We start from the raw sequence: 25,105 nt of genomic DNA, 5'->3' as shown, positions 1-25,105 counted from the left end.
GAATGGCGATCGACGAGCAGGATTGGAAGGATGAGCAGGCGCGTGTCACTGACGTTACAGCACGTATTGGCAGCAAGATCACTCAGCTTGAAAAAGAAGTAGGCGATGTCCGCGGTGATGTGATCGAAATGCGAAAAGATTTCTGGGACGAGGTAACCGTCAACTTCAGCAATCCCGATGATCTGGGAGAAACTTCGACCAATCTGCGTCAGCAGTCTCAGGTTTTATCAGAGAGAGAACGCAGTCACCTGCAGTCAAGCAAGGCCTTGAAGAAATACCGCAAGCTCGTCTCGTCCCCTTATTTCGGAAGAATCGATTTTCGGGAGACCACAGAGGACCAGGCGGAGACCATCTATCTCGGCATCGGATCATTGATGGATGAGGACATGGAAAACTTCCTCATCTATGACTGGCGGGCTCCCATTTCCAGTTTATATTATGACGGTTCACCAGGTGAAGCCCGTTATGAGACCCCTTCAGGCATGGTTACAGGGGAGATGAGTCTGAAGCGTCAATTCGTGATTCGGGATCGGGTGATCGAAGTTCTGTTCGATACCGGAGTCACGATTGGTGACGAACTGCTGCAGCAGGTTTTAAGCCACAGTGCAGATGACCGTATGAAGAACATTGTCGCTACAATCCAGAAGGAACAAAATGCTGTGATACGTAATGATAAGACCCGTATGCTCATTGTTCAGGGAGCAGCAGGAAGCGGGAAGACTTCAGCAGCCCTTCAAAGAGTAGCTTACTTGCTTTATAAATATCGTGAGACCCTTCAGGCGGACCAGATGATCCTCTTCTCACCAAATCCCTTGTTTAACAGCTATGTTTCCACCGTGCTTCCGGAGCTGGGCGAAGACAATATGCAGCAGACGACATTCCAGCAGTACCTGGAGCATCGGCTGGGACGGGAATTTGATCTGGAGGATGTATTCTCTCAAACAGAAAGTTTATTGAATACTGAAGAAAATGCTCAGCAGCAGGCTCGCAGGGAAGGGATCGCCTTCAAATCAGGTGCCAGCTATTTAAATATCATTACTTCATACAAGGACAGACTGCAATCACGGGATATGATGTTCCGCCCGATCGTTTTTCAGGGACGGATTATTATCAGTGCAGAAGAGATGGTGTCGCAATTTTACACCTATGACGCTTCTGTCAAAATGGCCAATCGCCTTGACTTAATGAGGGAATGGCTGCTTAAGCATTTATCTGACTTTTCGGTCGAGGAAAGAAAATCGAAGTGGGTGGAAGACCAGATTGAATTGATGGATCCCGATGACTATCATCGAGCATTTCAAACAATGCGGAGAAAGCAGCAGAAGAACGAGACCAGTTTCAACGATTTTGATGCCGAAAAAGAGGCTCTTGCCAAAATGGTCGTGAGCAGCAGGCTGAAGCCGCTTAGACGCTGGATTAAAAATTACAGGTTTGTCGATGTAAAGGGACTCTACAGCAGGCTGTTTCAAGATTCTTACATGCTGAAAGAGCTGCTGGAAGAAGGTACTGAGCTGCCGAAAAGCTGGTCAGAGATCAGTACCCAGACATTAAACCAGATCGCTGACAAAGCGTTGTTGTACGAAGATGTTACGCCATTACTGTATTTGAAGGAACTGCTCCAGGGATTCCGCACAAACACTGGAATCAGGCACGTTATCATCGATGAGGTACAAGATTATTCGATCTTTCAGCTGGAATTTCTGAAAAGACTGTTCCCCAGAGCCAAAATGACCGTACTGGGCGATCTAAATCAGGCGATTTACGCTCACGGTGAAGAGCTGGGGCAGTTAGATAATCTCGTCAGTCTTTATGGAGAAGATGAAACCGAAGTGATTTCGTTAACACGCAGCTACCGTTCTACATACAACATTGTAGAATTTACACGCAGCATGATTCCGGGTGGAGAACAGATCGTACCTTTCAATCGTCCCGGCGAAGCACCTGAAGTGATTCCGGCAGCAGATGAGTATGAGCTTCATACCAACATCCTGAAGGATATCGCGACACTCCAAGAGAAGGGCTATCATTATGTGGCGGTGATCTGCAAGACTGAAGAGGAGAGCCGCAGGGTACACGGGGTGTTGTCTGAGCAGATGCAGGCACGATTGATCACGAAGTCAACACCGGCGTTTGAAAAAGGCATTCTTGTCGTTCCTGCCTATTTGGCCAAAGGCGTTGAGTTCGATGCCGTTATTATTTACAACGGCTCCAATGCGCATTACCACCGGGAGACAGAGCGGAAGCTGTTTTACACAGCCTGTACCCGGGCGATGCATGAGCTTCATATCTATTACACGGGTGAAAAAAGTAAGTTTCTACCGTGAACGTATTAAAGATAAGACCGCCAGATCAGCGGTCTTATTTTTATTGAACAGGAAAGGGAGTTGAGGAAATCCTTTATACCTATTATCGATCAGTTCAAAAGCAATCAAGAGCAAAATATGGCTAGTCGTATGGAGAAAATCACAGAAAGCAATCTTTTGAGGGATAACATTATGCTCATGATCGGCAGCGGTGCTGTTCTATATTATATCTTTCAGAGTCTTATAGTCATACGCTCCTTAAGGCCTCTGGATCATATGAGAAATGAACTTGTTGCCATCAGCCGGGGAGATGGGGATCTGGTGTCTCGTCTGGACGTTCGGAGAAAGGACGAGATTGGTCAGACAGCCGAAGCATTTAATTCACTGCTGGACAGTTTCAGAACTATGGTTCTGAATATTCAAGAATCAGCATCCCAGGTTTCTGCATCGACAGACCAGCTATATACCGGTTCCTCTGAAGTCCGAGGCGCATCCAGGCAGACCTCAGCCATCATGGAGGAACTCGCAGAAGGTGCAGAACGTCAATTAGCTGTTACCGAATCATCCATGACCCATGTGAAGAATATGACTGCAGGCGTCAGGCAGATTAATATGGCTGCCCTTGAAACTGCTGAATTGTCACAGGGGACGCACCAGCTTTCGTTTCAGGGTGAACAGGCTTTAACACGCACACTTCAGCAGATGGAACAAATTCAAGCTACCACGGAACAGTCGGCGGAAGCGGTGCGCGATCTAGAAAGCAAAACTGCACAAATCGGGATGATGGGCAAACCATCACTGATCTTGCTTCGCGTACAAGTCTTCTGGCATTAAATGCATCGATCGAGGCTGCTCGAGCCGGTAACGAGGGCCAAGGATTTGCTGTGGTGGCAGCAGAAGTGAAAAAGCTGGCCGAACAGTCTTCGATTTCATCACTGGAAATCAACCGTTTTGTGGAGCGTATTCAAATGGACATTCATGGTTTAACTTCGACGATGCAGGCAGAGATGAAGACGGTTCTGGAAGGAATCACAGCAGCTCGCAGTGCAGAAGAAGCGTTTCAGGATATTGAAAAGTCCGTTTCTTTGCTCAATGATCGGATTATTGAAATTCGTGAATCAGCTGGAAAACTTAATCACCATGCAGACGGGATGGACCATAACATCGGTAAAATCATGGATATGAACCAAGTTACTGCAGAAGGAACACAAAGTGTCAGTGCCGCTGCCGAAGAGCAGTTGGCTTCAATTGAAGTCATGGCAGGCTCGGTCGAAATGTTAAAAATGATGTCTTCTGAACTCAAAAACCAGATGTCGGGCTTCAAAGTATAGGGCACGCCGTCCCTTTTTTGCCATGCATATAACAGGGGAAAGAACCCACAATATAGGAAGACACAATTGATGTTAAAGGTGGTCTTCTCATGGAAAACAAGAAATGGGATCTGGTTGCCCTTGCATCGGTGCCGCTCATTATGACACTTGGCAACTCCATGCTGATACCCATTTTGCCGCAAATTTCGAAGGCGCTGGGCATCAGCTCGTTTATGGTCAGTATGCTGATTACGGTGTACGCTGTCGTGGCCATACTGATGATTCCTATTGCCGGCTACCTGTCTGACCGCTTTGGACGCAAAAAAATCATCATACCCAGCTTGATCATTGCGGTGGCAGGCAGCTCTGTTTCCGCTGCGGCGGCTTGGCTGATGAACGGAAGTGCTGCTTATACGGTCATATTAGGCGGACGGCTGCTTCAGGGGGTTGGTGCGGCCGGTGCTTTTCCTCTGGTGATTCCGCTTGTGGGTGACATGTTTAAGGAAGACGAGCAGGTCAGTAAAGGACTTGGCATTATTGAAACCTCCAACACCTTTGGTAAAGTGCTGAGTCCGATTTTAGGTGCGTTTTTAGGAAGTTTCATCTGGTTTCTGCCCTTTCTGGCCATACCTGTGTTATGTGTGTTTTCTTTGCTTCTCGTTATATTTTTAGTGAAATCCCCGCCGCATGATAAAACCGAGCAGACACTTGGTGAATTTCTGAAAACGACCAAGGAAGTTTTGCATGAGAAAGGCCGATGGCTGTATGCGATATTTGCAATCGGCGGTATTGCCATGTTCGGTATTTTTGGTGTCCAGTTTTATTTATCGGAAACTCTGGAATCGGCTTATGGCATGAAGGGGATCCTGAAAGGTCTGGTGCTCGCTATTCCATTAGCAGCGCTTTGTTTGGCTTCATTTTTGGCAGGGAAATTCACAGGTCATAATAAAGCTATTATGAAATGGACAGGCTTCACAGGAATGACACTGCTTACCATGTCGCTGGTCATCATCGGATTTTATGAACAGATATATTTTGTGATCGGTCTGATGACCATTGGCAGTATCGGAATCGGCCTCGTTCTGCCAAGTATGGATACGCTGTTAACCGAAGGGATTGAGAAGGAACAGCGGGGAACCATCACATCATTGTACAGCAGCATGCGTTTCATAGGCGTATCGCTGGGCCCGCCGGTCGTATCCCTTTTGCTCGCGGCCAATCATTGGATTTTGTTTATTACCCTTGCTGCAGTTGCTGCTGTAGGAGCTCTTCTTACATTTTTTGCTGTTAAACCGGAACAGCGGGAAGAAGATGACGAGACTGGGGAGGTGCAGCGTGTCCAGTTTCCTCAGCCCACTGCACATCGAAACAAGAACCTTGTCCGAAAATAAAAGGTACCCTATCAAGCAGACTCATGAAATCGTCGCTGGATAGGGTACCTTTATTTATTGCTGCTTATTCAAAAGACCGTTTTCGACCAAGAAATCTCGGGCTACAATATCCTCCCGGTAACCTTCATCCACAAGGGCATTCATCTCCTGCATTTTCTCCTCGGAGATTTTACCGCCCAGCTCGTTCAAAGCATCTCGGATTTCAGGGTGTTCATCCAGTAAATCTTTCCGTACAACGGCACCGGCGTCATAAGGAGGAAAGAAGCCTTTATCATCCTCCAGCAGGACCAGGTTGTTCACTTTCACCTGACCGTCAGTCGTGTACGCACTGGATACATCCAGGTCATTCTGAGCCATCAGGCGGTATTTAATCCCCTGATCCATTCCTTTTACACTTTTGAATTCCATATCATACAGCTCTCGCAGACCCGGATAGGTATCCGGTCTGTCTGTGAATTCAAATTCAGCACCGAGTTCGAGATCCTGGGATACTTGTGCAAGATCGCTGTACGTTTTCAAATTATATTCTGCTGCCGTCTCCTGCGATACTGCCAAAGCATAGGAGTTGCTGAAGCCGAGCGGTTCCAGAAACTCCAGGCCATCCTCACTGACTAACTCTCTCGTACGCTTGATCGTTTCTTCTGCAGTTCCGGTTTCTTCCTGATAGTAGTTGGCTACGATCGTCCCCGTATAGTCAGGGTAGAGCTGAATGTCATTATTGAGCAGTGCTTTCCAGGTTACACTGGAACCGCCCAAATTTAATGTGCGTCTGACATTCAGGTCGGTGCGATCTTCAATCAGGTCTGCCATCATGTGCGCAAGAATAATATTTTCTGTAAAGTTTTTGGAACCAATCGTCAGATTGGCTGGTCCGCCTCCGCTGCCTGGCGAAGCAGTTGGAACCGTACAGGCGGAAAGAGAAAAGGTCAGCAGAAGTGCAGCGGCAGCAGACAGCCATCGTTTTTTGTTCATGGTTTGTCCCTCCATTGCACTATATTTTCAAACCGCGTGGTGTGGTCCAGCGTTCCAGCAGACCCAGCAAATAATCAAACAGCAAGGCCATCAGAGCGGCAGGCAAAGCTCCCAGCAGAATCAGGGCATCGATATTGCGTGTAATACCGAGGAATATAAAATCGCCTAATCCGCCGGCACCGATGAAAGCGGCAAGTGTGGCTGTGCCGACATTAATAACGGTTGCGGTCCGGATTCCTGCCATAATGACGGAAAGGGCCAAAGGCAGCTGGACTTTTCTCAATATCTGCATATTCGTCATTCCCATGCCCCGGGCGGCTTCAATAACAGACGGATCGACATCCTTAATTCCTGTATAGGTGTTCCGAATGATCGGTAATAGCGAGTATAGAAACAAAGCTGCAATCGCTGTTTTCATACCAATGCCCAGCAGCGGAATCATGAAACCAAGCAGCGCGAGGCTGGGGATCGTTTGCAGAATGCTGGCACCGCCGATAATCCAGGTTTTCAAAAATCCGTACCGGCTGACCAAAATTCCTGCAGGGATTCCAATGATAATCGCAATGACCATCGAAATCAGAACTAGCTGAATATGTTCACCGATGGAAGTGAGCAGTTCGCCCCAGCGAAGAGAAAATTGACGAACAATCTGTTCCCAGATGGATGAACTCATACTTCATCCCCCTTTCCAGCCCAATGGCTTGCAAATGTGGATATCAGTGTTCCTCGTGTCACAATCCCGATCAGACGCTTGCGGCTGTCAATGACAGGAATGATACCATAAGGCGCTTGATTCACAGCCATTAATGCATCCTTTGCCGTGGCTGTTTCAGGAAGTACGTTCTGGACAGGCTTCATAATTTCACCCACCTGGCTTGCATTGTCAATATTGGCCTGGAGATCGTAGGCTGACACAATACCAAGCAGCACGCCTTCTTCATTAAGAACAAGCAGGGTGTCTGTTTTTTTGTTTCTCATATAAGTGATGGCCCTCAGTGGGGAACGGTGAGGGAGCACCGTGGCTGGATTTTCGCGCATGACTTCCTTAACCGGGATGAATTCTGGATTTTGATATACCCGGTTTTTTCCGATGAATTCTTCAACAAAGCCGTGGGACGGTGCCCGCAGCAGCGTTTCCGGTGAATCCAGCTGCAGGATGGTTCCAGCTTTCAGCACTGCGATACGATCACCCATCTTCAGCGCTTCATCCATATCATGGGTGACGAATACAATGGTTTTCTTCAGATCCTGCTGGAGCCGCAGCACTTCGTCCTGAAGCTGCTCACGGGTAATGGGATCGAGGGCACCGAACGGCTCATCCATCAGAATGATTTCCGGGTCTGCCGCCAGGGCACGGGCTACACCAACCCGCTGCTGCTGTCCGCCGGACAGCTCTTTCGGGTAGCGTCCTGCGTAAGTATCAGGATCAAGTCCCACCATATCCAGCAGTTCATGAACCCTTTGTTTTTTTCTTCCCTTGTCCCAGCCCTTCAAATCAGGCAGAAGACCGATGTTTTGTTCCAGTGTGTAGTGTGGAAATAGTCCGGTCTGTTGAATGACATAGCCGATACTCCGGCGCAGGGTGACCGTATCTGTCTTTTTAATATCCTTGCCATTAATCGTCAGGAGCCCCCCTGTGTGCGGCTCCAGTTTGTTGATCATTTTCATCGTGGTAGTTTTACCACATCCGCTGGGTCCGATTAGTACCAGGAATTCGCCTGACCGGATTTCAAAATTCAGGTCTTTTACAGCCTGAAAACCGTCAGAATACGTTTTGCTTACATTTTCAAACTTAATCATAGACATCCTCCCCGCTTAAGTATTGATGTTGAAACAAACGCCAGCAAAATCCAACTCCGCTGGAAAGAAGAAAAGCCATCGGCACCAGGCTGAAGACAGCAACTTACTTATGATTAATCCTATAATTTCTAAATTGAATCATATTTTTGACTCAGTATATCCCGGAGCAGGCTTGTGTATGCTCTTGATCCGTAAATGGATGGCCATAAACATATCATCTTACTCAGCGATAATATGTTTCAATATACAGGGTTTGATCAAGCCAATGTAGAATACATTTTTTAACACAGTCTTCATAGTGGTGAGCTATACTGGCAATGCATTCATGCTCATATCAGGAGGAGATTTAATGACGAAGGTGATTAACTTTGCACATCGGGGATCATCAGCGATTTGCCCGGAGAATACGATGGCAGCCTTTCACAAGGCACTGGAGCAGGGAGCCACGGGAATCGAGACCGATGTACAAATGTCCCGGGACGGAAGACTGGTGCTGATTCATGACGAAATGTTAAACCGGACAACCAGCGGAAAAGGATTGGTGAAAGACCACAGCTGGAGTGAAATTGGGCAGCTGGACGCCGGATCATGGTTTCATGAAGATTTTCAAGGTGAAAAGGTTCCGAGTCTGGAACAACTTTTGGATTTCACCAGGGATAAGGGAACTATAGTAAATATTGAGCTGAAAAATGGGGTTGTGCTGTATCCGGGCCTTGAAGAGCGTGTCATCGAATGTGTACGGCAGTATGGCATGGAGGAGCGAGTGATTATATCCAGCTTCAATCATTATGCCTTAGTGAAATGCAAAGCATTGGCACCTGAGATTTCTACAGGTATTTTATATATGGAAGGGCTTTATGAAGTCTGGGATTATGCACAGACGGTGGGAGCAGATGCCTTGCATGCGTTCAAATATGCTGTTTTACCGGAATGGGTAGAGCAAGCCCGGTCAAAAGGACTTGTGTATCATCCGTTTACAGTGAATGACGCTAAAGAGATGATGCATCTCATGCAGGCAGGGGTGGCGGGGATCATAACCGATTTTCCCGACGTGCTCCATGGACTGCTTCATGGCGAAGGAGGGTAGTCCTTGAAAAAGTCATGGCTGCTCGGTTTCGGATTTTTCAGTATCAGTATCACCTGGGCCCTTTATAATGCTTTTGTTCCTTACTTTTTGGAAAAGTACATATCCAGTATCGCGTTGATCGGATTTTTTATGACACTGGATAATTATTTTGCGCTGTTTCTGCAGCCCTGGGTCGGCAGCCGCAGTGATGTAACCCGTACCCGATTCGGCCGGAGAATGCCTTATCTGCTCATTGGTATGCCGCTGGGTGCATTGTTTACGATGATGATTCCATTTCATACGGGGCTTGTCACACTCATCTTGTTCATGATGCTGATGAATCTTTCGATGAGTATATACCGTTCTCCCACGGTTGCTTTAATGCCTGACATTACACCCGAGCGGGACCGCACACGGAGTAACGGGATCATCAATTTTATGGGCGGCTTTGGGGCAATTCTCGCTTTTGGCGCAGGTTCGGTGCTGTATAAGAGTAATGAAGCTCTTCCATTCGCAGCAGCAGCCTGCATTACGCTCATATCGATGATCATTCTGTTTCGCTTCATTAAGGAAGGCATAGATTCTCCGGGATATTATAATGAGCGTGAAGCACGTCCGCGCATATCTTTTAAAGGTCAGCTGAACCGGACGACAGTGTTTCTTCTGGCTGCGATTTTCTTCTGGTTTGTTGCCTATCAGGGCGTAGAAACGCTGTTCACCTTGTACGGAAAAAACGAAATGCAGCTTAGTGAATCCGAGGCTTCATTCTCACTTACCTTTTTCTCTCTGTTGTTTGTCCTGTTCGCAATTCCCAGCGGCTGGCTTGGCAAACGCTACGGCAAAAAGCCTGTCATCGTGATCGGTGTTATCGGTCTGTTCCTTGTGTTTTCCGCGATACCTTTTATCGACTCACTGCTTCTTCTGCGGATTCTGCTTGGTATCGGAGGCATATTCTGGGCATGTATTAATATCAATTCTTATCCATTCATCGTGTCCACAGGATCAGAAGAAAGTATCGGAACCCGAACGGGAATGTACTACTTGGTCTCTTCATTGGCAGCCATAATTTCACCACCGCTGCTGGGGCAGATGATTGACTGGATGGGGTATCAGATCCTGTTTATAAGTGCTTCGGGCAGCATGTTGGCTGCTTTACTGTGCGTGTCCATGATTCGGGAAAAGGAAATCGCTGTCCCGCCCCATTCCGAAGAAATTTCACCTGTTTCAACAGGATGATTTGAATTTTCATTTGCGAATATCTGACGTTGTATGTAATATTAAACCTGACCTGTCTTGATAGGTCAGGTTTTTTCAACGAAGAGATAGACAGACTATTTATCCATTAGGAGGCACACTATGACACAGATCATAAGAGTAGGCATCGTCGGTTACGGCAACCTTGGCCGCGGTGTTGAGAAAGCTATCAAACAAAATCCGGACTTTGAATTGAAAGCGGTATTTTCACGGAGAGACCCGAGCAGTGTATCATCGGAAGCCAAAGCTGTTCATATGTCCGACCTGGATAGCTACAAGGATGAGATTGATGTTCTTATTTTATGCGGGGGTTCGGCAACGGATCTTCCGGAACAGGTTCCTGCATTGGCTGGAAAATTCCATACGGTAGACAGCTTTGATACCCATGCTAATATTCCGGCGTTTTATGACAGCGTTGACGCAGCCGCTCGTGAAGGCGGGAAAGTCAGTGTCATCTCCACGGGCTGGGATCCCGGTTTATTCTCACTCAGCCGTTTGATCGCTGAATCGATCCTTCCGGAAGGCAATGAGTATACATTCTGGGGTAAAGGTGTCAGCCAGGGCCACTCTGATGCGATCCGCAGAGTCAACGGTGTGAAGAATGGCGTTCAATACACTATTCCTCGCGAAGAAGCTGTAAACCGTGTCCGCAGCGGTGAAAATCCTGAACTCAGCACGCGCGAGAAGCATCTGCGCGAATGCTACATTGTGCTTGAAGAAGGAGCCGATCAGAAGGCGATTGAACGTGAAATCCAGGAGATGCCGAACTATTTTGCCGATTATGATACGGTTGTACATTTCATCAGCGAAGAAGAGCTGAAACAAAATCATTCTGCCATGCCTCATGGCGGTACTGTGCTCCGCAGCGGCATCACAGGGGACAACAACAAGCAGATTATTGAGTTTGGTTTGACGCTGGACAGTAATCCGGAGTTTACGGCAAGTGTGCTCGTGGCATATGCCCGTGCAGCTTATCGTTTGGGACAAGCCGGGGATCAAGGTGCAAAAACTGTATTTGATATCCCTTACGGTCTGCTCTCCCCGAAATCACCGGAACAGCTTCGTAAAGAACTTTTGTAATCTATCATTTTAACAAGTTCATTTTGCGCCCGTTCCTCACGGAACGGGCGTTTTTCCCTTATGTGGAGCTGTATCGTTTCTCCGAAGGTCTTGCGGGTGGAAACAATGAAAGACATAATAGAGTAAACGGTAATATACGGGGGAATGTTCATTGCAGGTACTGGCGATGCTGACCATGCTCGTGGATCATGTGGGTCTTGTCTTTTTTTCAGATCAGGAAATATGGCGTATCATTGGCAGGATTGCGTTTCCGGTATATGTGTATGCGCTGGTGCAGGGCTATCAGCATACTTCGTCAAGACGGCGTTATTTTATCCGTCTGGGGATCATTGCCCTGATTTCACAGCTTCCTTATCAGCTTGCTCTGAATCCGAACGGATTGAATGTCGTGGTTACATTAGCGGCGGGTGGACTGGTGCTCCAGGCGATGGACAAAACGAAATCCTTTTCCTCCGCTGTTCTCATCGCAGCTGCCGCTGCACTCGTCATGGATCTTTTGAATTTTGATTATGGGGCTTACGGGTTATTCCTGATTTTAATCTTTCGGTATACCTCGTCCCATATGCTTGTGATATGGCATCTGCTGCTGAATCTGATGTTCCTGTATCTTTATGGCTGGGAGCTGCAAATGTGGAGCCTTGCTCCGACACTGCTGATGGTATATGGACCTTTGATCTGGAAAAGACTTGAGGATGCACGGGTGCATCCCTGGGTATGGAGATCTTTTTATCCGCTTCACATGGTGATCATTGCCATTTTGCAAAGATGACCAGTGCGGGATGAGATGGAATCTATTTGAACATGTTGAATGGAAATGATGGTAAGGGGGAAGTTCATGCTGGGGGTTGGCATTTTCTTATGCTTGGTCATGTTTACAGCGGCCGGGTATTTGACATACCGTAATTCAAAACTAATTGCCGAGAGACAAAAGGAAGATTTTGTTCCACTCCCTTCAACAGAATATACCGTCTTTATAGGAAAGCAAAAGCCTGACCCGGAGCTCGATGGAATGCTGCCATTATGGGTAATGAGCTGGGAGTCTTCAGACAGCATTACTCTGGCTGGTCTGTGCCGGGTTACAGACGGGGATCAAGGAGATTTGAGGCTGGAAGAGGCTGAGCGTGTTTTAAGCTCACATATCAACAAGGCACTGCAATCAGGAACCTATCTGTCCTGTGAGATTTGTAATCCCTCGAAATTACATGAATATGAACACTCCATGGCTGTTCGTCTCAGCACAGCAGCGGGACCCAACCGGTCTGTATGAGTGATTAGGGTCAAACTCCCTTCTTGCAGGGTAATGAAAAGAAAATGGCTGAGAAGGAGTTTTTCGGATGAAGACAATACAGATTGGCAGAACTTCAGTTTCTGTTCTTTCAGGAGATATTACCGCCTGGAGTGGAGATGTTATCGTAAACGCAGCGAATTCCGGACTGCTTGGTGGCGCTGGTGTGGATGGCGCGATCCATACGGTAGGCGGGCCGGAGATTATGGAACAGTGTAAGGACATCCGAAAACTGCAGGGCGGATGTCCGCCTGGCCATGCAGTGATGACCTGTGCGGGTCTGTTAAAAGCGAAGCACATCATCCATACAGTAGGACCCATTTGGGAAGGCGGAGGCGGAGGCGAAGAACTAACCTTGGCTGAGTGCTACCGGAGCAGTCTGCAGCTGGCGAATGAAGCAGGGGCGAGGAGTATTGCTTTTCCCAATATCAGTACCGGGATATACGGCTATCCCAAGGCTTCTGCCTGTGACATTGCCTTGAAGGCTCTGACAGGGTATCTTAAAGAAGATAAGCCCGATAACCGGCTGGAAAAGATTGATCTGATCTGCTTCGATGCCGAGAACGCCGAGCTTTACATACAACGACTGGATCAATATGCGTAGAGGAAGCATTGAGGATAGTGGAGGTAACTTGAATGGCAGATCATCAGGAACAGGAAGAATTATCACTATATTTGTTGGTGGTGCTTGCCCGGGCTTATAACTCTGTGATGCTGCACTCCACCCGCAGCATCCAAAGCCACGGATTAAATACGACCGAATTCGGTGTGCTGGATGTGCTTTATCACAAAGGTTCCCAGCCGCTTCAAAAGATTGGTGAAAAAGTTCTGATATCCAGCGGCAATATTACATATGTTGTGGATAAGCTTCAAAAGAAGAATTTGCTGGTCCGTCGTGCATCTTCTGAGGATCGGAGAGTGATTTACGCGGAACTGACCCCTGAAGGCAGGGAGCTGTTCGAAACCATCTTTCCGGATCACCAGAAAAAAATGGACGCTGCCTTTGGCGGTCTGACCGAAGAAGAGAAGAAGCAGGCTTCGGCTCTTCTCCGTAAGATGGGAATCACGGCCCAAAACCGGCTGCATCGTTAAAGATGAGTTCATGTAAGGAGGGATTTTGATGATCAAGGATATTTCATCCCGTTTAGATGATTTGGAAGTAAAGGAGCTTCTGGCGTATTCGGTATTTCCGGATCCGGAGAAGCTGGATGCTGTAGTGGATGCCTACCGCAAGCCGGACGGACTACAGCTGTTCGGATATGAGGAAGACGGTGTCCTGATTGGTATTATCGGTGTAGACCAGAGTGATACTGAAATGGCGATCAAACATGCAGCGGTACATCCGGAATACCGCGGTAAAGATTACGGACGGGGTATGATCATGGAACTTATGCTGCAGAAGAATCCGGCTGTCGTCAGTGCAGAGACGGATGAGGATGCGGTCGGGTTTTACCGGTCGATCGGATTCCAGGTATACAGCCTGGGAGAAATCTATCCGGGTGTGGAGCGCTATCGCTGCGTATATGAAGTGGAAGAGATCGATTAAAAGTCGGAAAGATCATCCGCATCAACAGCATAGAGTGTAAGGATCACAGGGGTGCCTATAATATAGGCGCCCTTTTTGTCATGTTCGTTTTATATCTGCATCCACCAAGGCGCATCACGGTTTCAAGTCACGATGGAGAGCACATATAATAACGCAGTTAGCGGGGTGGAGGTGGGAAAGAATGGTTTATAATTATACCGCTGTCGGCGATTCCTTGACGTTTGGAATCGGGGCTCTGCCCGGCAGCGGTTTTGTTCCGTTATACCGGCGTTATGCTGAAGATCATCTGCAGAAATTTGTGGCTTATGAGAATTTAGGTGTCCTCGGTTTGACTTCATCGGCCCTGCATGATCGGGTACTTCACCATCCGGTATTTCGGGAACATCTGAAAAGCGCCCAGATTATTACGGTATCGGTGGGCGGGAATGATCTGATCCGGGCAGTAAAAATGTCTGGAGGACGTGCAGACCATGCGGCTCTGGATCAGGCACTAGCACGAAGCAGAGTACATTTGTCAGGCATTGTGAGAGAGATACGCAGACTCAAGACGGGAAGCACAGATCCTTATATTCTCAGGGCTGTCGGTCTGTATAATCCGTATCCATCCTGGAGTGAAGCTGCCGGTTATGTCAACCGAATGAATCAATTCCTCGGAAACCTGGTCCCAACGGCAGAAATATATGATTTGTTTTTGGGTCAGGAGCGGGAACTGCTGTCTCTGGATGGTGTTCATCCCAATACCAAGGGACATCGTGTTATTGCAGAACAGCTCAATGCAATGGGGTTTGTGTCACTGCATCATTGAACGAAAAAGCCGGAAGTGTATTTTACACCGAATGTCATGAAAAAATGAACCTCTGATGCCGATATAGATATAAGAGGTGATGTTGAATGGCGAAGAAGGGCCAGACGTTTCAGTATTATAGTTTTGATATAAAGAAAAAAGCAGTCGCTATGCGGCTGGATGGCATGACCAAAAAAGAGGTGGCTGCATTGCTGCAAATATCCGATATTGGTCGTTTGAAAATTTGGATGCGTAAATACCGTGAGATGGGTGAGGCTGGATTGATCGACCGGCGCACCAAAAAGATTCAAGAAAGCGCAGAACAGCTTGCAGATCAAACTCCGGGTCAGGACGTGCCGGGTTATACACAGCAGGACATAAGCTGAGCAAATAATGTGCTGCTTATGGGCAGTTTCCTCAATTATGAAGCATCAGGGCATGCGCCCGGTTCCTTTATTCCTGTAAGGCATATCTTATGTTATGTCCGAAAAGGGGAGGGATTCATGTGAGCGGAGCAGCTGTTGGATATGGTTATGGAAGTTCTGTCGGCGCGATCCTGGTTTTGTTCATTCTGTTGGTGATTATTACTCGCGCGTTCATCTAATTCCAGGATTCATACAGCCGTGGGTATTCAACTTCATGCAATGATCCCGGTACGACAACCCTGCCGATTTACGGTGAGGGTTGTTTTTCTATGCTTTGACACTTATGGAGATGAAGTCAAAAAAAATCGGGCGCCCTTTGCAGAGCGCCCTCATGGGAGAGGAGAAACCGGACGAAGAGCTTATGGGGAAACGTAAGTCTTCTCCGCGGTTGTCTACGACACTTTTGATGTCGATAGCTTTAGGATGCCCGCTGCGCCCGGATCTATACCTCCCAAATTGAAAAAAATGGATCGCTGTATCATTTCTTTTTCATAAGCGGAAGATTATGTTACGATATTCTCATAAATTAGGACAGGAAACGGGTGGAACAACATTGAGAGTAATATCGGGAAGTGCCAAGGGCCGGCCCCTCAAAAGCGTGCCGGGGACAGGCACCCGTCCGACGACGGACAAAGTGAAAGAAGCGATCTTCAGCATGATCGGACCTTATTTTGATGGCGGAACGACGCTGGATCTGTTTGCCGGTACCGGCGGATTAGGCATTGAAAGCATGAGCCGCGGCATAGAGAAGGCCGTCTTTATCGATACAGAACCGAAGAGCATTGAAACGATCAGATACAATCTGAATGCTGCGGGTTTTGAACGTCAGGCAGAAGTATTCCGCAATGATGCGGCCAGAGCATTAAAAGTGCTGCAGAAGAGAGACTATAGGTTCGATCTCGTATTTCTGGATCCTCCTTACCGCATGACCGACGCAGATGCACTGATGCTGGACATGATCTCGCGTGGTTTGCTGAACCCCGGTGCTTTAGTTGTCCTGGAATACGGGTCATCTCATACTTATCCGGAGCAGCTGGAATCTTTTCATCATCTTCGGAGTGCACGGTATGGCGAAACCAGCGTGTCCATATATGAATATGCACCAACAGACAGCAAGCCGGATCTATCCGGCGAGGAGGTATTTTAACATGACAACAGAACCGCAAAAATCATACCGTGTGGCGGTATATCCCGGCACGTTTGATCCGGTTACGATGGGACACATGGATATCATTACGAGAGCATCCCGGCAGTTTGATCTGCTTATTGTCGCTGTACTGAACAATTTGAGTAAAAATCCGCTGTTCTCGGTGGAAGAGCGGAAGGAACTGCTCAGTCAGTGCACGTCTCATCTGCCAAATGTACAAATCGACAGCTTCAGAGATCTCTTGGCTAACTATGTTCGTCAAAAAGATGCCAATGTGATCGTTCGCGGAATCCGGTCGGTGACCGATTTTGAGTATGAGCTCCAGCTGGCTTCAACCAACCATAAGCTGAATCCGGATGCCGAAACGATATTCATGATGACCAATCCCAAATACTCTTATCTCAGCTCGAGCCTGGTTAAGGAGATAGCACATTTTAACGGAGATACAACCGATCTTGTACCACCCGAGGTTGATCGGGCGTTAAGGAAGAAGTTTAAGGAGTCCGCTTTATAAACATTCTTGACATGGTGATGAACAACAGGATCAATCCTGCGAATATCATGATCTGCCACTGAAGCAGCATGAGAAGCCCGTGCCATAAGTCGAATGATGGGTCATGACCACTCTGGTGTCCAGGCACTTCCCCGAAAGCGGGCAGAATGGATACAGGTGCAAGAACCGGTTTCCAAAGAATCAGTGTCAGTCCGAAGGCCAGTACGGCGTGAAGCAGCCTGGACATGATGAACGGTCCCCATGTGGAAGATACCGCCTTTATGGTGGAGAGGGTTTGCAGCTGTGCGCTGATCCCGCTCCATGCTAATAGTGCGGATAAAGCGGCCAGCTGCAGTGCGCCTGAATGAATAAATGGGGTTTCACTCCAATTTCTAGCGCCAGCGTACAGCTCCAGCAGTCCGGAGGCGGCAAGTGTTGAAATAAACGGGAGATACATGGTTACGATTTGAACCATCACGGCGAAAATAATAATGTAACCGCCTGTTACCATAAGGGTTTGAACGGATCTTGTTACAGAATCACCGAGCAGCCTCCCGAAGCTGCGGCCATCCCGGTTTCTGGCTTCCTCAGCCGCATGGACAGCCCGGATCAAGACAGAACCTTGGGCTGTTTGTTGACCAGATACAGGATAAGAAGAGCCCGAGTGTACATATCTGTCCTTCAGTGTGAATAACCACGCAGCAAGCAGTCCCGAGATCCAGTGTGTGCACAAGAGCAAATAGCCGGCATCCGGCTGGTGCAGCAGTCCGGATCCGATCACGACCAGGATCGTCATCGGATTACAGAAGTGAGACAGGGAAACCAGCCGGTGGGTATCCTGCGGCATAAGGCTGCCCTGCTGCAGAGCAGAGGCCGCAGCCTGTGCCCCGGCCGGGAAACCGGCAGTCATTCCCGTAACCAGAACCCAGCCCGCTGAACCCGGCAGATGAAACACCCTGCGCATGAAAGGGTCGAGCAGTACCCCCAGACCTTGAGCCCAACCGAAAGCAATCAGGATTTCGGCCAGCACCAGGAATGGCAGCAAAGCTGGGAAAACAATATTCCACCACAGCTTTAAAGCTTGTATTGAGGCTTGAAAAACAGGTTCAGAACCGCCTACGACAGCAATCACCAGCAGAAATGCTGCAGCACCAAGGGTGATGGTCATCCACATGCCGGATGTCCGGCTGGCGGACTTGCCTTTATTCATAAGGGATCTCCTTTCCGCGTAAACATGGCTAGTACCACTTTATGCAGATGAGATCAACCTTTAGACCAAGACTGCACCCGGGAAAGGAGCCATCAAATATGAAGGAACACGGAAAACCGAATGGACTAAGGGTACTACTCTACTTTTTATTGGTCGCTGTTATGGTCTATGTTGTTGTGTATATGCCAACGCCTTATCTGATCTATCAGCCGGGAAGTGCGGAAGAGATTAAGCCGATGATCACAGTCGAGAACGGAGACACACAGGAAAAGGGCAGCTTTATGCTGACGACCGTGTCTGCCAGTTATGCGAACATTGCACTGCTCGCCTATTCTGCATTTAATGCCGACAGTGAAATTGTGCAGAAGGAAAAGAGGCTCGGAGATCAGACCAGAGAAGAGTATGCGGCTACACAAGTATTTTATATGAATTCATCTCAGTCTCTTGCTGTGGAAGCGGCTTATCATGCCGCTGGTATAGATTATAATATCGTATCAGACTACATTTTTGTTCTTTCTGTACCCGATAAAAGCGGCAATAGTTCCTATTTCCGCCCGGGAGACCGATTGATTTCTGTGAACGGAGAATCGACTACAGACAACACCAGGCTGGCAGAACTGCTGGGATCACTTGAGGTTGGCGAGAAGGTGGAAGTGAAGTTGGAGCGGGCCGGAAAAGACGTTACCGAAACGGTCCCGCTGGTCGCAATCACTGATAATAAGACGGGAGCCACAAGACCAGGTCTTGGTGTCATGATCGCCACAATGCAGAAGATTCAGCCTGAGAATTCGGATCACGAAGTCACATTTGCCGCAACGAATATCGGTGGTCCGTCAGCAGGGCTGATGTTTACGATGGAAATTTATAATCAGCTCACACCAGGTGATTTGTCAAAAGGATATCGCACGGCCGGCACAGGAACAATCACCAAGGATGGAATCGTCGGGCCCATCGGAGGGATTGTTCATAAAATTGTTGCTGCCGACCGGGAACGCGCTGAATTATTTTTTGTGCCTAGAAAAAACTATGACGATGCCCAAGCTAAAGCAGAATCCATCGGCACCGATATGAAGCTGATCCCGGTCGACAAGCTTCAGGATGCGATCGATTATATGACAGGTCTGCCCTCTAAATCTTAACCGGAGGCAAGCGGTAGTCTTCATACATCAAAGACATCTGCGGCTGGCCCGATGCAGCAGCATATACGGCGGAAGCCTGCAGATCCAGATCAAGCTGAGGATGATTCAAAGCAGCTGCCCGTGTAACAACAGGGAGTGTGGCCGTGCGTTTCATTTCCTTCAGCAGCAGCCGGCCTTTCTCGCTGAATCCCAGGATACGAATATATCCGGGACCTCGGACGAGTTCGGTGCGTGAGAGCTGTTCCTTGCTGTGATGAAGCAGAATGTGCATTAGCATGCGCTGCAGTCTGGTACGGGTGTAGCGTTTCGTTTTCAGTATAGTAAGCAGTTCTTCCACACTGAAGCTGTTCAGCCGAGGCAGTATCTTTTTGATTCGGTGCTCCAGACCTTCGCCGACCTCCAGCAGCCGCTCTAATTGATGGGTATTCAAGGTATGCAGCAGGTGAAACAACGGATGGCGGAAGCTCTCCCAGGTGAAGGGTCCGTTGCCTTGAGTAAATGCTTTCTGTAAAATATGCAGGGTATAATCAGGCACATAGGGGGCTGCGGCTCCAAGCCCGTTCTCCAGAATCAGCCTGCGGATTGAGGTCGCGCTTGCAATAGAGGGGCCGGCGGGCAGCGGATCATGGTACTGGGCGGTGTCCCGCGGGATGGTATAAGGTTCTATCCGGCTTTGAAGCCGCTCTAATGCAATAAGGTAGTGAAGCCCGAGTGAATTGTTCGGCCTGCTTAACAGTAATGAAATTTCTTCTGCATCTTGAGGGGAAACCCCTTGGACATGTCCTGCTGCAGCTGCAAAGGCTGCAGGGAAACTGATTCCGGACGACAGCTGTTTTGAGATTTCCACTTTCAGTCCGCTGTCTTCACGTGCCAATTGTGCAGCGAGCGGCCGGAGGGACGACAGCGAACCCTGCTCTGATCCGAAGCAGAGACTGTCCACAACGCCCGTGGCATGCAAGAGGGAAACTGCGCCATAAGCAAACCACTCAGCTGGCTGGACGGCATAGGCTACGGGAAGTTCTATGACAAGGTCAGCACCCATGTGCAGTGCCATTTCCGCTCGGGAACGCTTGCCGATTAGGGCAGGTTCCCCGCGCTGCAGAAAATGACCGCTCATGACAGCCACTGCGCATTCTGCATCCGTTATGGCTTTGGACCTTTTATAATGGAGAACATGTCCATTATGTAGAGGATTGTATTCCACGATCATTCCGACGGTTTTCACCATATCAACTCCTTGTAAAAAATATATCATAATCAGCATGCTGTTCAGCAAGAATAATTAGAGCGGATGCAGTTATGCATGTCATACTTGTCATCATGCGCACAATCCCAAACTTGCTTTTGATATCCTGTTGACAAAAGTCACAGTGAATCGGTATAATAATCTTTGTTTGTTTGGAGTGATGGATATGCTTATTCAATTTCGAAAATTGACAACCAGCGATCAACCGTTACAGTTCCATCAAACTGTGGATGTCTCCCAGGTCTTGAAAGGCCGGAAGGATATTATTGAGGCAGAGCCGCTTCTTGCGGATCTGACAGCAAGACCTTCCATTGATGGATCGGTACATGTGTCCGGTCGATTACAAGGGAATCTGGTTATGCAGTGCTCCAGATGCTTGAATCCGGCTGCTGATCATGTGGACATCCCTTTTCACGAGGTATTCCAGCCGGTAGAGAACCTGGAGAATGTCCAGGATGAGAATGACGATATCACATATGTTCAAGGCGAGAGTGTGGATCTCACTGACTATGTGAAGGAGACATTGCTGCTCTATCTTCCACTGGCCCCGGTTTGCAGGGAGGACTGCAGCGGACTCTGCCCGAAATGCGGTAGAGATCTCAACGAGGGCTCCTGCGATTGCGATACGGAAGTGATCGACCCGAGGCTGGCTGGACTGAAGGACTTTTTTAAATGATGGATTTGACATCCCGTGCAAACGGGCTGATTGATAAGGAGGTGGGAACACATGGCAGTACCTCAACGTAGAACGTCCAAAACACGTCGTGACAAGCGTCGTACTCACTTTAAACTGGCTGTGCCGGGTATGGTGAAATGCGAGCAATGCGGAGAATTGAAGTTGTCTCACCGCGTTTGCAAAGTGTGCGGAACTTACAAAGCAAGAGAGATCATCAAACAATAGTTGCCATTCAATTAGTACTTCATCTATGATGAGGTGCTATTTTTTTTGTCTGAACTTCTCTTTCTTTTTATATCAACATCCTTTATACTTAATCTTAGTACCAGGTTCTAAATAATAATGAAATGATCTTTTTTTCATATATATTATTGGCGCCCCTGCGGCAGAAGGAGTTGGATCGTCATCGAACGTCTTACAAAAAAAGAACGCCATCGGCGTTTGGTACAGATGATTGACGATAACCCTTTCGTCACCGACCGGGAATTGACGCGCCAGCTTAAAGTGAGTATTCAAACCATACGCCTGGACCGAATGGAGCTCGGGATCCCGGAGCTCAGGGAACGAATGAAGCAAATGGCCGAGCATTCCTACGATCAGGTCAGGTCTCTTTCTCTGGAGGAAGTGGTCGGAGATGTCGTTGATCTTCAACTGGATAAAAGCGGTATTTCCATGTTTGAAATTCGTGAGGAGCATGTGTTCAGCAGGACGAAGATTGCCCGCGGGCATTATGTATTTGCCCAGGCCAACTCCCTGGCGGTTGCCGTCATCAATGATGAGATCGCTCTGACCACGTCTGCGGACATTCGTTTTCTCAGGCAGGTCCATCTTGGTGAGAAATGCATCGCCAAAGCGTATGTGCGCTCCCATGCCGCACAGAAGGCGAAGGTAGAAGTGTTCACCTACGTCGGTGACGAGATGGTGTTTCAGGGCAATTTTGTCGTCTACCGTTCGACGGGAGAGTGACACTTTCGAAGGAGGAACCAGCATGAAGATTGCAATAGATGCCATGGGGGGAGATCATGCCCCGCAGAGCAATGTGGACGGAGCTTTGGCTGCGGCACGGGAATGGAAGGACACCGAAGTCATTCTTGTGGGAGATCAGGCCAAAATTGATCCCCTGCTGAAGAACAGACCATCAAACCTGACTGTACGCCATGCAGGTGAAGTGATCGAAGCAGAAGACGAACCGGTCAGGGCTGTCCGCCGCAAAAAAGATGCCTCGATGGTCGTAGCGGGCCGTATGGTTCGTGAAGGTGAAGCGGATGCCATGATATCGGCAGGGAATACAGGCGCGCTGATGACAACCGGTCTGCTGATTGTCGGAAGAGTGGGCGGTATTGAACGGCCGGCACTGGCACCAATGATCCCGACGCTGGATGGCAAGGGAGTATTGGCCCTCGATCTCGGCGCGAATATGGATGCCAAACCGGAGCATCTTGCACAGTATGCTCTCATGGGCAGCTTGTACAGAGAGAAAGTGCATAATATTGCTAAACCGCGAGTTGGCCTTCTAAATGTGGGCACAGAACCGGGTAAAGGAAATGAACTGACGAAGCATGCTTTTCCTTTGCTGGAAGAACTGCCGATTCATTTTGTCGGCAATGTAGAAGCCCGTGATGTGATGAACGGAGTATGTGATGTTCTGGTTTGTGACGGTTTTGCCGGGAACATTTTGCTGAAGTCCATAGAAGGCACAGCGGGTGCTTTATTCTCCCTGCTGAAGGAACAGTTCAGCCAATCCCTGAAAACGAAGCTGGCTGCTGCCATGATGATGCCCCAGCTCCGAAACCTGAAATCTGTCATGGATTATAAAGAACATGGCGGGGCTCCGCTGCTGGGCCTCAGTGGTCTTGTGGTGAAAGGTCACGGCTCCTCAGACGGCAATGCGATCAAGAATGCCGTGAGGCAGGCCAGAACTGCCACTCAGAACCGGCTCGTTCAGAGTATTTCAAGTGAAATCAGCAGGAAGTGAGTGAGAAATATGAATAACAGTTTACGTCCGGTCGGTATTGTCGGGGCCGGAAAATATGTGCCTGAGCGGATTTTAACCAATCAGGATCTGGAGAAGATGGTCGACACGTCGGATGAATGGATCGTCTCCAGAACGGGTATTAAAGAGCGTCACATCGCTGCACCAGAGGAAGCCACTTCCGATCTCGCGTACCACGCGGCCGTTCAGGCCCTTGAAGCGGCAGGCATGTCGGGTAGTGATCTGGATCTGATTATTGTGGCGACCGTCACACCGGATATGTTCTTCCCATCCACGGCCTGTCTCCTGCAGGATCGTCTGGGCGCGAAGAAAGCCGCAGCCTTCGACTTGTCGGCTGCCTGCTCCGGTTTTGTATATGGCTTGGCTACCGCAGTTAATTTTCTCCAGACCGGGATGTATAATAACGCACTCGTCATAGGTGCTGATTGTCTCTCCCGGATTACAGATTACAGCGACCGAAACACGTGTGTCCTGTTTGGAGACGGAGCGGGTGCAGTTGTCCTTGGTGAAGTTCCGGAAGGCCGCGGCTTCCAGGCATTTGATCTGGGTGCTGAGGGAGCCGGGGGTGCCCATCTGTATCTTGAGGGCGGGGGTTCCCGTGTTCCAGCTTCTCTGGAAAGTATCGAAGCAAAGAAACACGCGATCTTTATGAACGGCCGCGAAGTGTTTAAATTTGCGGTCCGCGTGATGGGAAGTGCTACGGAGCGTGTGCTTGAGAAAGCGGGCGCAGCCAAGGGAGATGTGGATTTGTTTATTCCGCATCAGGCGAACATCCGTATTATTCATTCCGCGATGGAGCGTCTGGAGCTTCCGCCAGAGAAGGTCGTCGTCAATGTGGATAAGTACGCCAATACCTCGGCGGCTTCTGTACCGCTGGCGTTAATTGAAGCTCTTGAGGAAGGACGGATCCACGAAGGTGATACCATTCTTATGGTCGGCTTCGGGGGCGGTCTGACTTGGGGAGCATCTGTACTTAAATGGTAACTCAAATGGTAAGCAGCCGAATGATAATTCAATACAGGAAGGGAGCATGACCTTGAGTAAAATAGCATTTGTATTTCCAGGTCAGGGAGCACAGTCTGTCGGTATGGCAAAGGATATATATGAAGCCATACCGGTATCACGTGCCGTTCTTGAGGCGGCTGACCGGAAACTGGGATTTGAACTCAGCTCTTTAATCTTTAACGGACCGGAACAAGAACTAAAACAGACGGCGAATACCCAGCCTGCGCTCCTTGCTGCAAGTGTGGCTTATCTTGCAGCTCTGCGCGACTGCGGGATAACACCGGATTATGTGGCAGGCCACAGCCTCGGCGAGTACAGCGCGCTGGTGGCAGCCGGTGTGATTACGTTGGAAGAAGCCGTATCTGTGGTCCGCTCACGCGGTGAGTTTATGGAAGCGGCGGTTCCCAGCGGTCAAGGCGCTATGGCTGCTGTACTCGGAGCCGACAGGGAGGCATTATCGGCCTTGTGCGCCTCGATTACAGCAGATGGTACGGCTGTTGAGCTTGCGAACCTGAACTGTCCGGGACAGATTGTTATCTCCGGTACTGCAGAAGGTGTAGCTGCTGCGTCGTCCAGAGTAAAAGAAGCCGGTGCCAAACGAGCCATTCCGCTTGAGGTCAGCGGGCCGTTTCATTCCTCTATGATGCGTGGTGCGGCGGAACGACTGGAAGAAAGTCTTTCCAGCGTGATGCTGAAGGGCGCTGACGTACCTGTCGTAGCTAATGTTACGGCAAGGCCTGTCCAGGATGCCGAAGTGATCCGCAAGCTGCTTGTAGAACAGGTCTATTCTCCAGTGCTGTGGCAGGACAGCGTGGAATGGATGATTTCACAGGGAGTGGATACGTTTGTGGAGATTGGTCCAGGCAGTGTGCTCACAGGCTTGATCAAGAAAATTGACAAGCAGGCGAAGCTGATTAATGTGAACAGTTTAACCAGTTTAGAAGAGTTGAAAGCACTCGTATAAAATTGAAGGGAGGTGC

Annotated in this window: 29 protein-coding genes; 24 read left to right on the top strand and 5 right to left on the bottom strand. The window is 48.8% G+C overall.

What is annotated here, in order from left to right:
• Positions 1–2: 2 nt before the first annotated feature.
• The 4 genes from helD (at position 3) to bcbE (ending at position 5,004) form a co-directional block, all read left to right on the top strand.
• On the top strand, positions 3–2,324 hold the full coding sequence (gene helD / locus HII30_RS12095) for an RNA polymerase recycling motor HelD (RefSeq protein ID WP_169505389.1): 2,322 nt from the start codon (positions 3–5) through the stop codon (positions 2,322–2,324).
• 129 nt (positions 2,325–2,453) lie between these two features.
• Positions 2,454–3,137 (top strand): methyl-accepting chemotaxis protein, encoded by a 684-nt coding sequence (locus tag HII30_RS12090; protein WP_169505299.1) that lies wholly within the window; start codon positions 2,454–2,456, stop codon positions 3,135–3,137.
• Positions 3,098–3,634: a methyl-accepting chemotaxis protein gene (locus HII30_RS12085; RefSeq protein WP_169505388.1), complete on the top strand. Its 537-nt coding sequence runs from the start codon at positions 3,098–3,100 to the stop codon at positions 3,632–3,634. The genes HII30_RS12090 and HII30_RS12085 overlap by 40 nt, the downstream gene beginning before the upstream one ends.
• Positions 3,635–3,723: 89 nt before the next feature.
• Entirely contained in the window at positions 3,724–5,004 is a 1,281-nt protein-coding gene (bcbE, locus tag HII30_RS12080) for a bacillibactin exporter BcbE (RefSeq protein WP_169505298.1), read from the top strand.
• Positions 5,005–5,058: 54 nt separating this feature from the next.
• On the opposite strand, the gene HII30_RS12075 is transcribed toward bcbE, so the two are convergent.
• Genes HII30_RS12075 through HII30_RS12065 form a run of 3 tightly spaced genes read right to left on the bottom strand, consistent with a single transcriptional unit; the run spans position 5,059 to position 7,776 of the window.
• A complete protein-coding gene (locus tag HII30_RS12075) occupies positions 5,059–5,976 on the bottom strand; it encodes a glycine betaine ABC transporter substrate-binding protein (RefSeq protein WP_169505297.1) in 918 nt (305 codons plus the stop codon).
• 19 nt (positions 5,977–5,995) lie between these two features.
• Entirely contained in the window at positions 5,996–6,649 is a 654-nt protein-coding gene (locus HII30_RS12070; protein ID WP_169505296.1) for an ABC transporter permease, read from the bottom strand.
• Positions 6,646–7,776, bottom strand: a complete 1,131-nt coding sequence (locus tag HII30_RS12065; RefSeq protein ID WP_169505295.1) for an ABC transporter ATP-binding protein — start codon at positions 7,774–7,776, stop codon at positions 6,646–6,648. Before HII30_RS12065 ends, HII30_RS12070 begins: the two co-directional genes overlap by 4 nt.
• A 349-nt stretch (positions 7,777–8,125) precedes the next feature.
• Between HII30_RS12065 and HII30_RS12060 the strand changes: the two genes are divergently transcribed.
• The 13 genes from HII30_RS12060 (at position 8,126) to coaD (ending at position 16,877) form a co-directional block, all read left to right on the top strand.
• Positions 8,126–8,863 carry a glycerophosphodiester phosphodiesterase gene (locus HII30_RS12060; RefSeq protein WP_169505294.1) on the top strand — a complete coding sequence of 246 codons (738 nt, stop codon included), beginning with the start codon at positions 8,126–8,128 and terminating at the stop codon, positions 8,861–8,863.
• Positions 8,864–8,866: 3 nt separating this feature from the next.
• On the top strand, positions 8,867–10,078 hold the full coding sequence (locus HII30_RS12055) for an SLC45 family MFS transporter (RefSeq protein ID WP_169505293.1): 1,212 nt from the start codon (positions 8,867–8,869) through the stop codon (positions 10,076–10,078).
• 120 nt (positions 10,079–10,198) lie between these two features.
• Positions 10,199–11,176 (top strand): diaminopimelate dehydrogenase, encoded by a 978-nt coding sequence (locus HII30_RS12050; protein ID WP_169505292.1) that lies wholly within the window; start codon positions 10,199–10,201, stop codon positions 11,174–11,176.
• Between the two features lie 151 nt (positions 11,177–11,327).
• Entirely contained in the window at positions 11,328–11,945 is a 618-nt protein-coding gene (locus HII30_RS12045; RefSeq protein WP_169505291.1) for a TraX family protein, read from the top strand.
• A 39-nt stretch (positions 11,946–11,984) separates the two neighbouring features.
• Entirely contained in the window at positions 11,985–12,443 is a 459-nt protein-coding gene (locus tag HII30_RS12040) for a hypothetical protein (RefSeq protein ID WP_169505290.1), read from the top strand.
• 67 nt (positions 12,444–12,510) lie between these two features.
• Positions 12,511–13,065, top strand: a complete 555-nt coding sequence (locus HII30_RS12035; protein WP_169505289.1) for a macro domain-containing protein — start codon at positions 12,511–12,513, stop codon at positions 13,063–13,065.
• Positions 13,066–13,097: 32 nt separating this feature from the next.
• The gene (locus HII30_RS12030) at positions 13,098–13,553 is read left to right on the top strand and encodes a MarR family winged helix-turn-helix transcriptional regulator (protein WP_169505288.1); all 456 of its coding nucleotides are present in this window, start codon (positions 13,098–13,100) and stop codon (positions 13,551–13,553) included.
• Positions 13,554–13,581: 28 nt separating this feature from the next.
• Positions 13,582–14,007 carry a GNAT family N-acetyltransferase gene (locus HII30_RS12025; RefSeq protein WP_169505287.1) on the top strand — a complete coding sequence of 142 codons (426 nt, stop codon included), beginning with the start codon at positions 13,582–13,584 and terminating at the stop codon, positions 14,005–14,007.
• A 181-nt stretch (positions 14,008–14,188) separates the two neighbouring features.
• Complete coding sequence (locus HII30_RS12020) at positions 14,189–14,812, top strand: GDSL-type esterase/lipase family protein (protein WP_169505286.1); 624 nt, start codon at positions 14,189–14,191, stop codon at positions 14,810–14,812.
• 86 nt (positions 14,813–14,898) lie between these two features.
• Entirely contained in the window at positions 14,899–15,177 is a 279-nt protein-coding gene (locus HII30_RS12015) for a helix-turn-helix domain-containing protein (RefSeq protein ID WP_246246330.1), read from the top strand.
• A 119-nt stretch (positions 15,178–15,296) separates the two neighbouring features.
• Positions 15,297–15,395: a YjcZ family sporulation protein gene (locus HII30_RS12010; RefSeq protein ID WP_169505285.1), complete on the top strand. Its 99-nt coding sequence runs from the start codon at positions 15,297–15,299 to the stop codon at positions 15,393–15,395.
• 374 nt (positions 15,396–15,769) lie between these two features.
• The gene (rsmD, locus tag HII30_RS12005) at positions 15,770–16,363 is read left to right on the top strand and encodes a 16S rRNA (guanine(966)-N(2))-methyltransferase RsmD (RefSeq protein ID WP_169505284.1); all 594 of its coding nucleotides are present in this window, start codon (positions 15,770–15,772) and stop codon (positions 16,361–16,363) included.
• Position 16,364: 1 nt separating this feature from the next.
• Positions 16,365–16,877, top strand: a complete 513-nt coding sequence (gene coaD / locus HII30_RS12000) for a pantetheine-phosphate adenylyltransferase (RefSeq protein WP_169505283.1) — start codon at positions 16,365–16,367, stop codon at positions 16,875–16,877.
• Here coaD and HII30_RS11995 read toward each other — a convergent pair.
• Positions 16,858–18,066, bottom strand: coding sequence for a nucleoside recognition domain-containing protein (locus HII30_RS11995; RefSeq protein ID WP_169505282.1), 1,209 nt, complete (start codon positions 18,064–18,066; stop codon positions 16,858–16,860). The two genes, coaD and HII30_RS11995, sit on opposite strands and share 20 nt — an antisense overlap.
• 98 nt (positions 18,067–18,164) lie before the next feature.
• On the opposite strand from HII30_RS11995, the gene HII30_RS11990 reads away from it, so the two are divergent.
• The gene (locus tag HII30_RS11990; RefSeq protein ID WP_169505281.1) at positions 18,165–19,205 is read left to right on the top strand and encodes a SepM family pheromone-processing serine protease; all 1,041 of its coding nucleotides are present in this window, start codon (positions 18,165–18,167) and stop codon (positions 19,203–19,205) included.
• Here HII30_RS11990 and HII30_RS11985 read toward each other — a convergent pair.
• A complete protein-coding gene (locus tag HII30_RS11985; protein WP_169505280.1) occupies positions 19,195–20,430 on the bottom strand; it encodes a nucleotidyltransferase in 1,236 nt (411 codons plus the stop codon). The genes HII30_RS11990 and HII30_RS11985 overlap by 11 nt on opposite strands.
• A 187-nt stretch (positions 20,431–20,617) precedes the next feature.
• Here HII30_RS11985 and HII30_RS11980 point away from each other — a divergent pair, with 187 nt between their 5' ends.
• The 6 genes from HII30_RS11980 (at position 20,618) to fabD (ending at position 25,089) form a co-directional block, all read left to right on the top strand.
• Positions 20,618–21,127, top strand: coding sequence for a YceD family protein (locus HII30_RS11980; RefSeq protein WP_169505279.1), 510 nt, complete (start codon positions 20,618–20,620; stop codon positions 21,125–21,127).
• A 51-nt stretch (positions 21,128–21,178) separates the two neighbouring features.
• A complete protein-coding gene (rpmF, locus tag HII30_RS11975; RefSeq protein WP_090574082.1) occupies positions 21,179–21,352 on the top strand; it encodes a 50S ribosomal protein L32 in 174 nt (57 codons plus the stop codon).
• A 225-nt stretch (positions 21,353–21,577) separates the two neighbouring features.
• Complete coding sequence (gene fapR / locus HII30_RS11970; RefSeq protein WP_246246329.1) at positions 21,578–22,093, top strand: transcription factor FapR; 516 nt, start codon at positions 21,578–21,580, stop codon at positions 22,091–22,093.
• 22 nt (positions 22,094–22,115) lie between these two features.
• Positions 22,116–23,102 carry a phosphate acyltransferase PlsX gene (gene plsX / locus HII30_RS11965; protein WP_169505278.1) on the top strand — a complete coding sequence of 329 codons (987 nt, stop codon included), beginning with the start codon at positions 22,116–22,118 and terminating at the stop codon, positions 23,100–23,102.
• 9 nt (positions 23,103–23,111) lie between these two features.
• Positions 23,112–24,104 carry a beta-ketoacyl-ACP synthase III gene (locus tag HII30_RS11960; protein WP_169505277.1) on the top strand — a complete coding sequence of 331 codons (993 nt, stop codon included), beginning with the start codon at positions 23,112–23,114 and terminating at the stop codon, positions 24,102–24,104.
• A 52-nt stretch (positions 24,105–24,156) separates the two neighbouring features.
• Positions 24,157–25,089 (top strand): ACP S-malonyltransferase, encoded by a 933-nt coding sequence (fabD, locus tag HII30_RS11955; protein ID WP_169505276.1) that lies wholly within the window; start codon positions 24,157–24,159, stop codon positions 25,087–25,089.
• The last annotated feature ends 16 nt before the right edge of the window (positions 25,090–25,105 follow it).

This window comes from Paenibacillus lemnae, assembly GCF_012933385.1.
Taxonomy (GTDB): domain Bacteria; phylum Bacillota; class Bacilli; order Paenibacillales; family Paenibacillaceae; genus Paenibacillus_AQ; species Paenibacillus_AQ lemnae.
The sequence above is the reverse complement of the archived record's forward strand: the minus strand, read 5'-3'. Positions and strand labels throughout refer to the sequence as shown.

What these genes read in the sequence shown, in the direction of transcription:
- HII30_RS11980 (WP_169505279.1), top strand. Translation starts at nt 20,618, where the DNA reads ATGCTTATTCAATTTCGAAAATTGACAACCAGCGATCAACCGTTACAG.
- plsX (WP_169505278.1), top strand. Translation starts at nt 22,116, where the DNA reads ATGAAGATTGCAATAGATGCCATGGGGGGAGATCATGCCCCGCAGAGC.
- HII30_RS12025 (WP_169505287.1), top strand. Translation starts at nt 13,582, where the DNA reads ATGATCAAGGATATTTCATCCCGTTTAGATGATTTGGAAGTAAAGGAG.
- HII30_RS11960 (WP_169505277.1), top strand. Translation starts at nt 23,112, where the DNA reads ATGAATAACAGTTTACGTCCGGTCGGTATTGTCGGGGCCGGAAAATAT.
- bcbE (WP_169505298.1), top strand. Translation starts at nt 3,724, where the DNA reads ATGGAAAACAAGAAATGGGATCTGGTTGCCCTTGCATCGGTGCCGCTC.
- helD (WP_169505389.1), top strand. Translation starts at nt 3, where the DNA reads ATGGCGATCGACGAGCAGGATTGGAAGGATGAGCAGGCGCGTGTCACT.
- HII30_RS11995 (WP_169505282.1), bottom strand. Translation starts at nt 18,066, where the DNA reads ATGAATAAAGGCAAGTCCGCCAGCCGGACATCCGGCATGTGGATGACC.
- HII30_RS12050 (WP_169505292.1), top strand. Translation starts at nt 10,199, where the DNA reads ATGACACAGATCATAAGAGTAGGCATCGTCGGTTACGGCAACCTTGGC.
- coaD (WP_169505283.1), top strand. Translation starts at nt 16,365, where the DNA reads ATGACAACAGAACCGCAAAAATCATACCGTGTGGCGGTATATCCCGGC.
- HII30_RS12075 (WP_169505297.1), bottom strand. Translation starts at nt 5,976, where the DNA reads ATGAACAAAAAACGATGGCTGTCTGCTGCCGCTGCACTTCTGCTGACC.
- HII30_RS12030 (WP_169505288.1), top strand. Translation starts at nt 13,098, where the DNA reads ATGGCAGATCATCAGGAACAGGAAGAATTATCACTATATTTGTTGGTG.
- rpmF (WP_090574082.1), top strand. Translation starts at nt 21,179, where the DNA reads ATGGCAGTACCTCAACGTAGAACGTCCAAAACACGTCGTGACAAGCGT.
- HII30_RS12065 (WP_169505295.1), bottom strand. Translation starts at nt 7,776, where the DNA reads ATGATTAAGTTTGAAAATGTAAGCAAAACGTATTCTGACGGTTTTCAG.
- HII30_RS12035 (WP_169505289.1), top strand. Translation starts at nt 12,511, where the DNA reads ATGAAGACAATACAGATTGGCAGAACTTCAGTTTCTGTTCTTTCAGGA.
- HII30_RS12060 (WP_169505294.1), top strand. Translation starts at nt 8,126, where the DNA reads ATGACGAAGGTGATTAACTTTGCACATCGGGGATCATCAGCGATTTGC.
- fapR (WP_246246329.1), top strand. Translation starts at nt 21,578, where the DNA reads ATGATTGACGATAACCCTTTCGTCACCGACCGGGAATTGACGCGCCAG.
- HII30_RS12090 (WP_169505299.1), top strand. Translation starts at nt 2,454, where the DNA reads ATGGAGAAAATCACAGAAAGCAATCTTTTGAGGGATAACATTATGCTC.
- HII30_RS12070 (WP_169505296.1), bottom strand. Translation starts at nt 6,649, where the DNA reads ATGAGTTCATCCATCTGGGAACAGATTGTTCGTCAATTTTCTCTTCGC.
- HII30_RS11990 (WP_169505281.1), top strand. Translation starts at nt 18,165, where the DNA reads ATGAAGGAACACGGAAAACCGAATGGACTAAGGGTACTACTCTACTTT.
- HII30_RS12015 (WP_246246330.1), top strand. Translation starts at nt 14,899, where the DNA reads ATGGCGAAGAAGGGCCAGACGTTTCAGTATTATAGTTTTGATATAAAG.
- HII30_RS12040 (WP_169505290.1), top strand. Translation starts at nt 11,985, where the DNA reads ATGGAAATGATGGTAAGGGGGAAGTTCATGCTGGGGGTTGGCATTTTC.
- HII30_RS12020 (WP_169505286.1), top strand. Translation starts at nt 14,189, where the DNA reads ATGGTTTATAATTATACCGCTGTCGGCGATTCCTTGACGTTTGGAATC.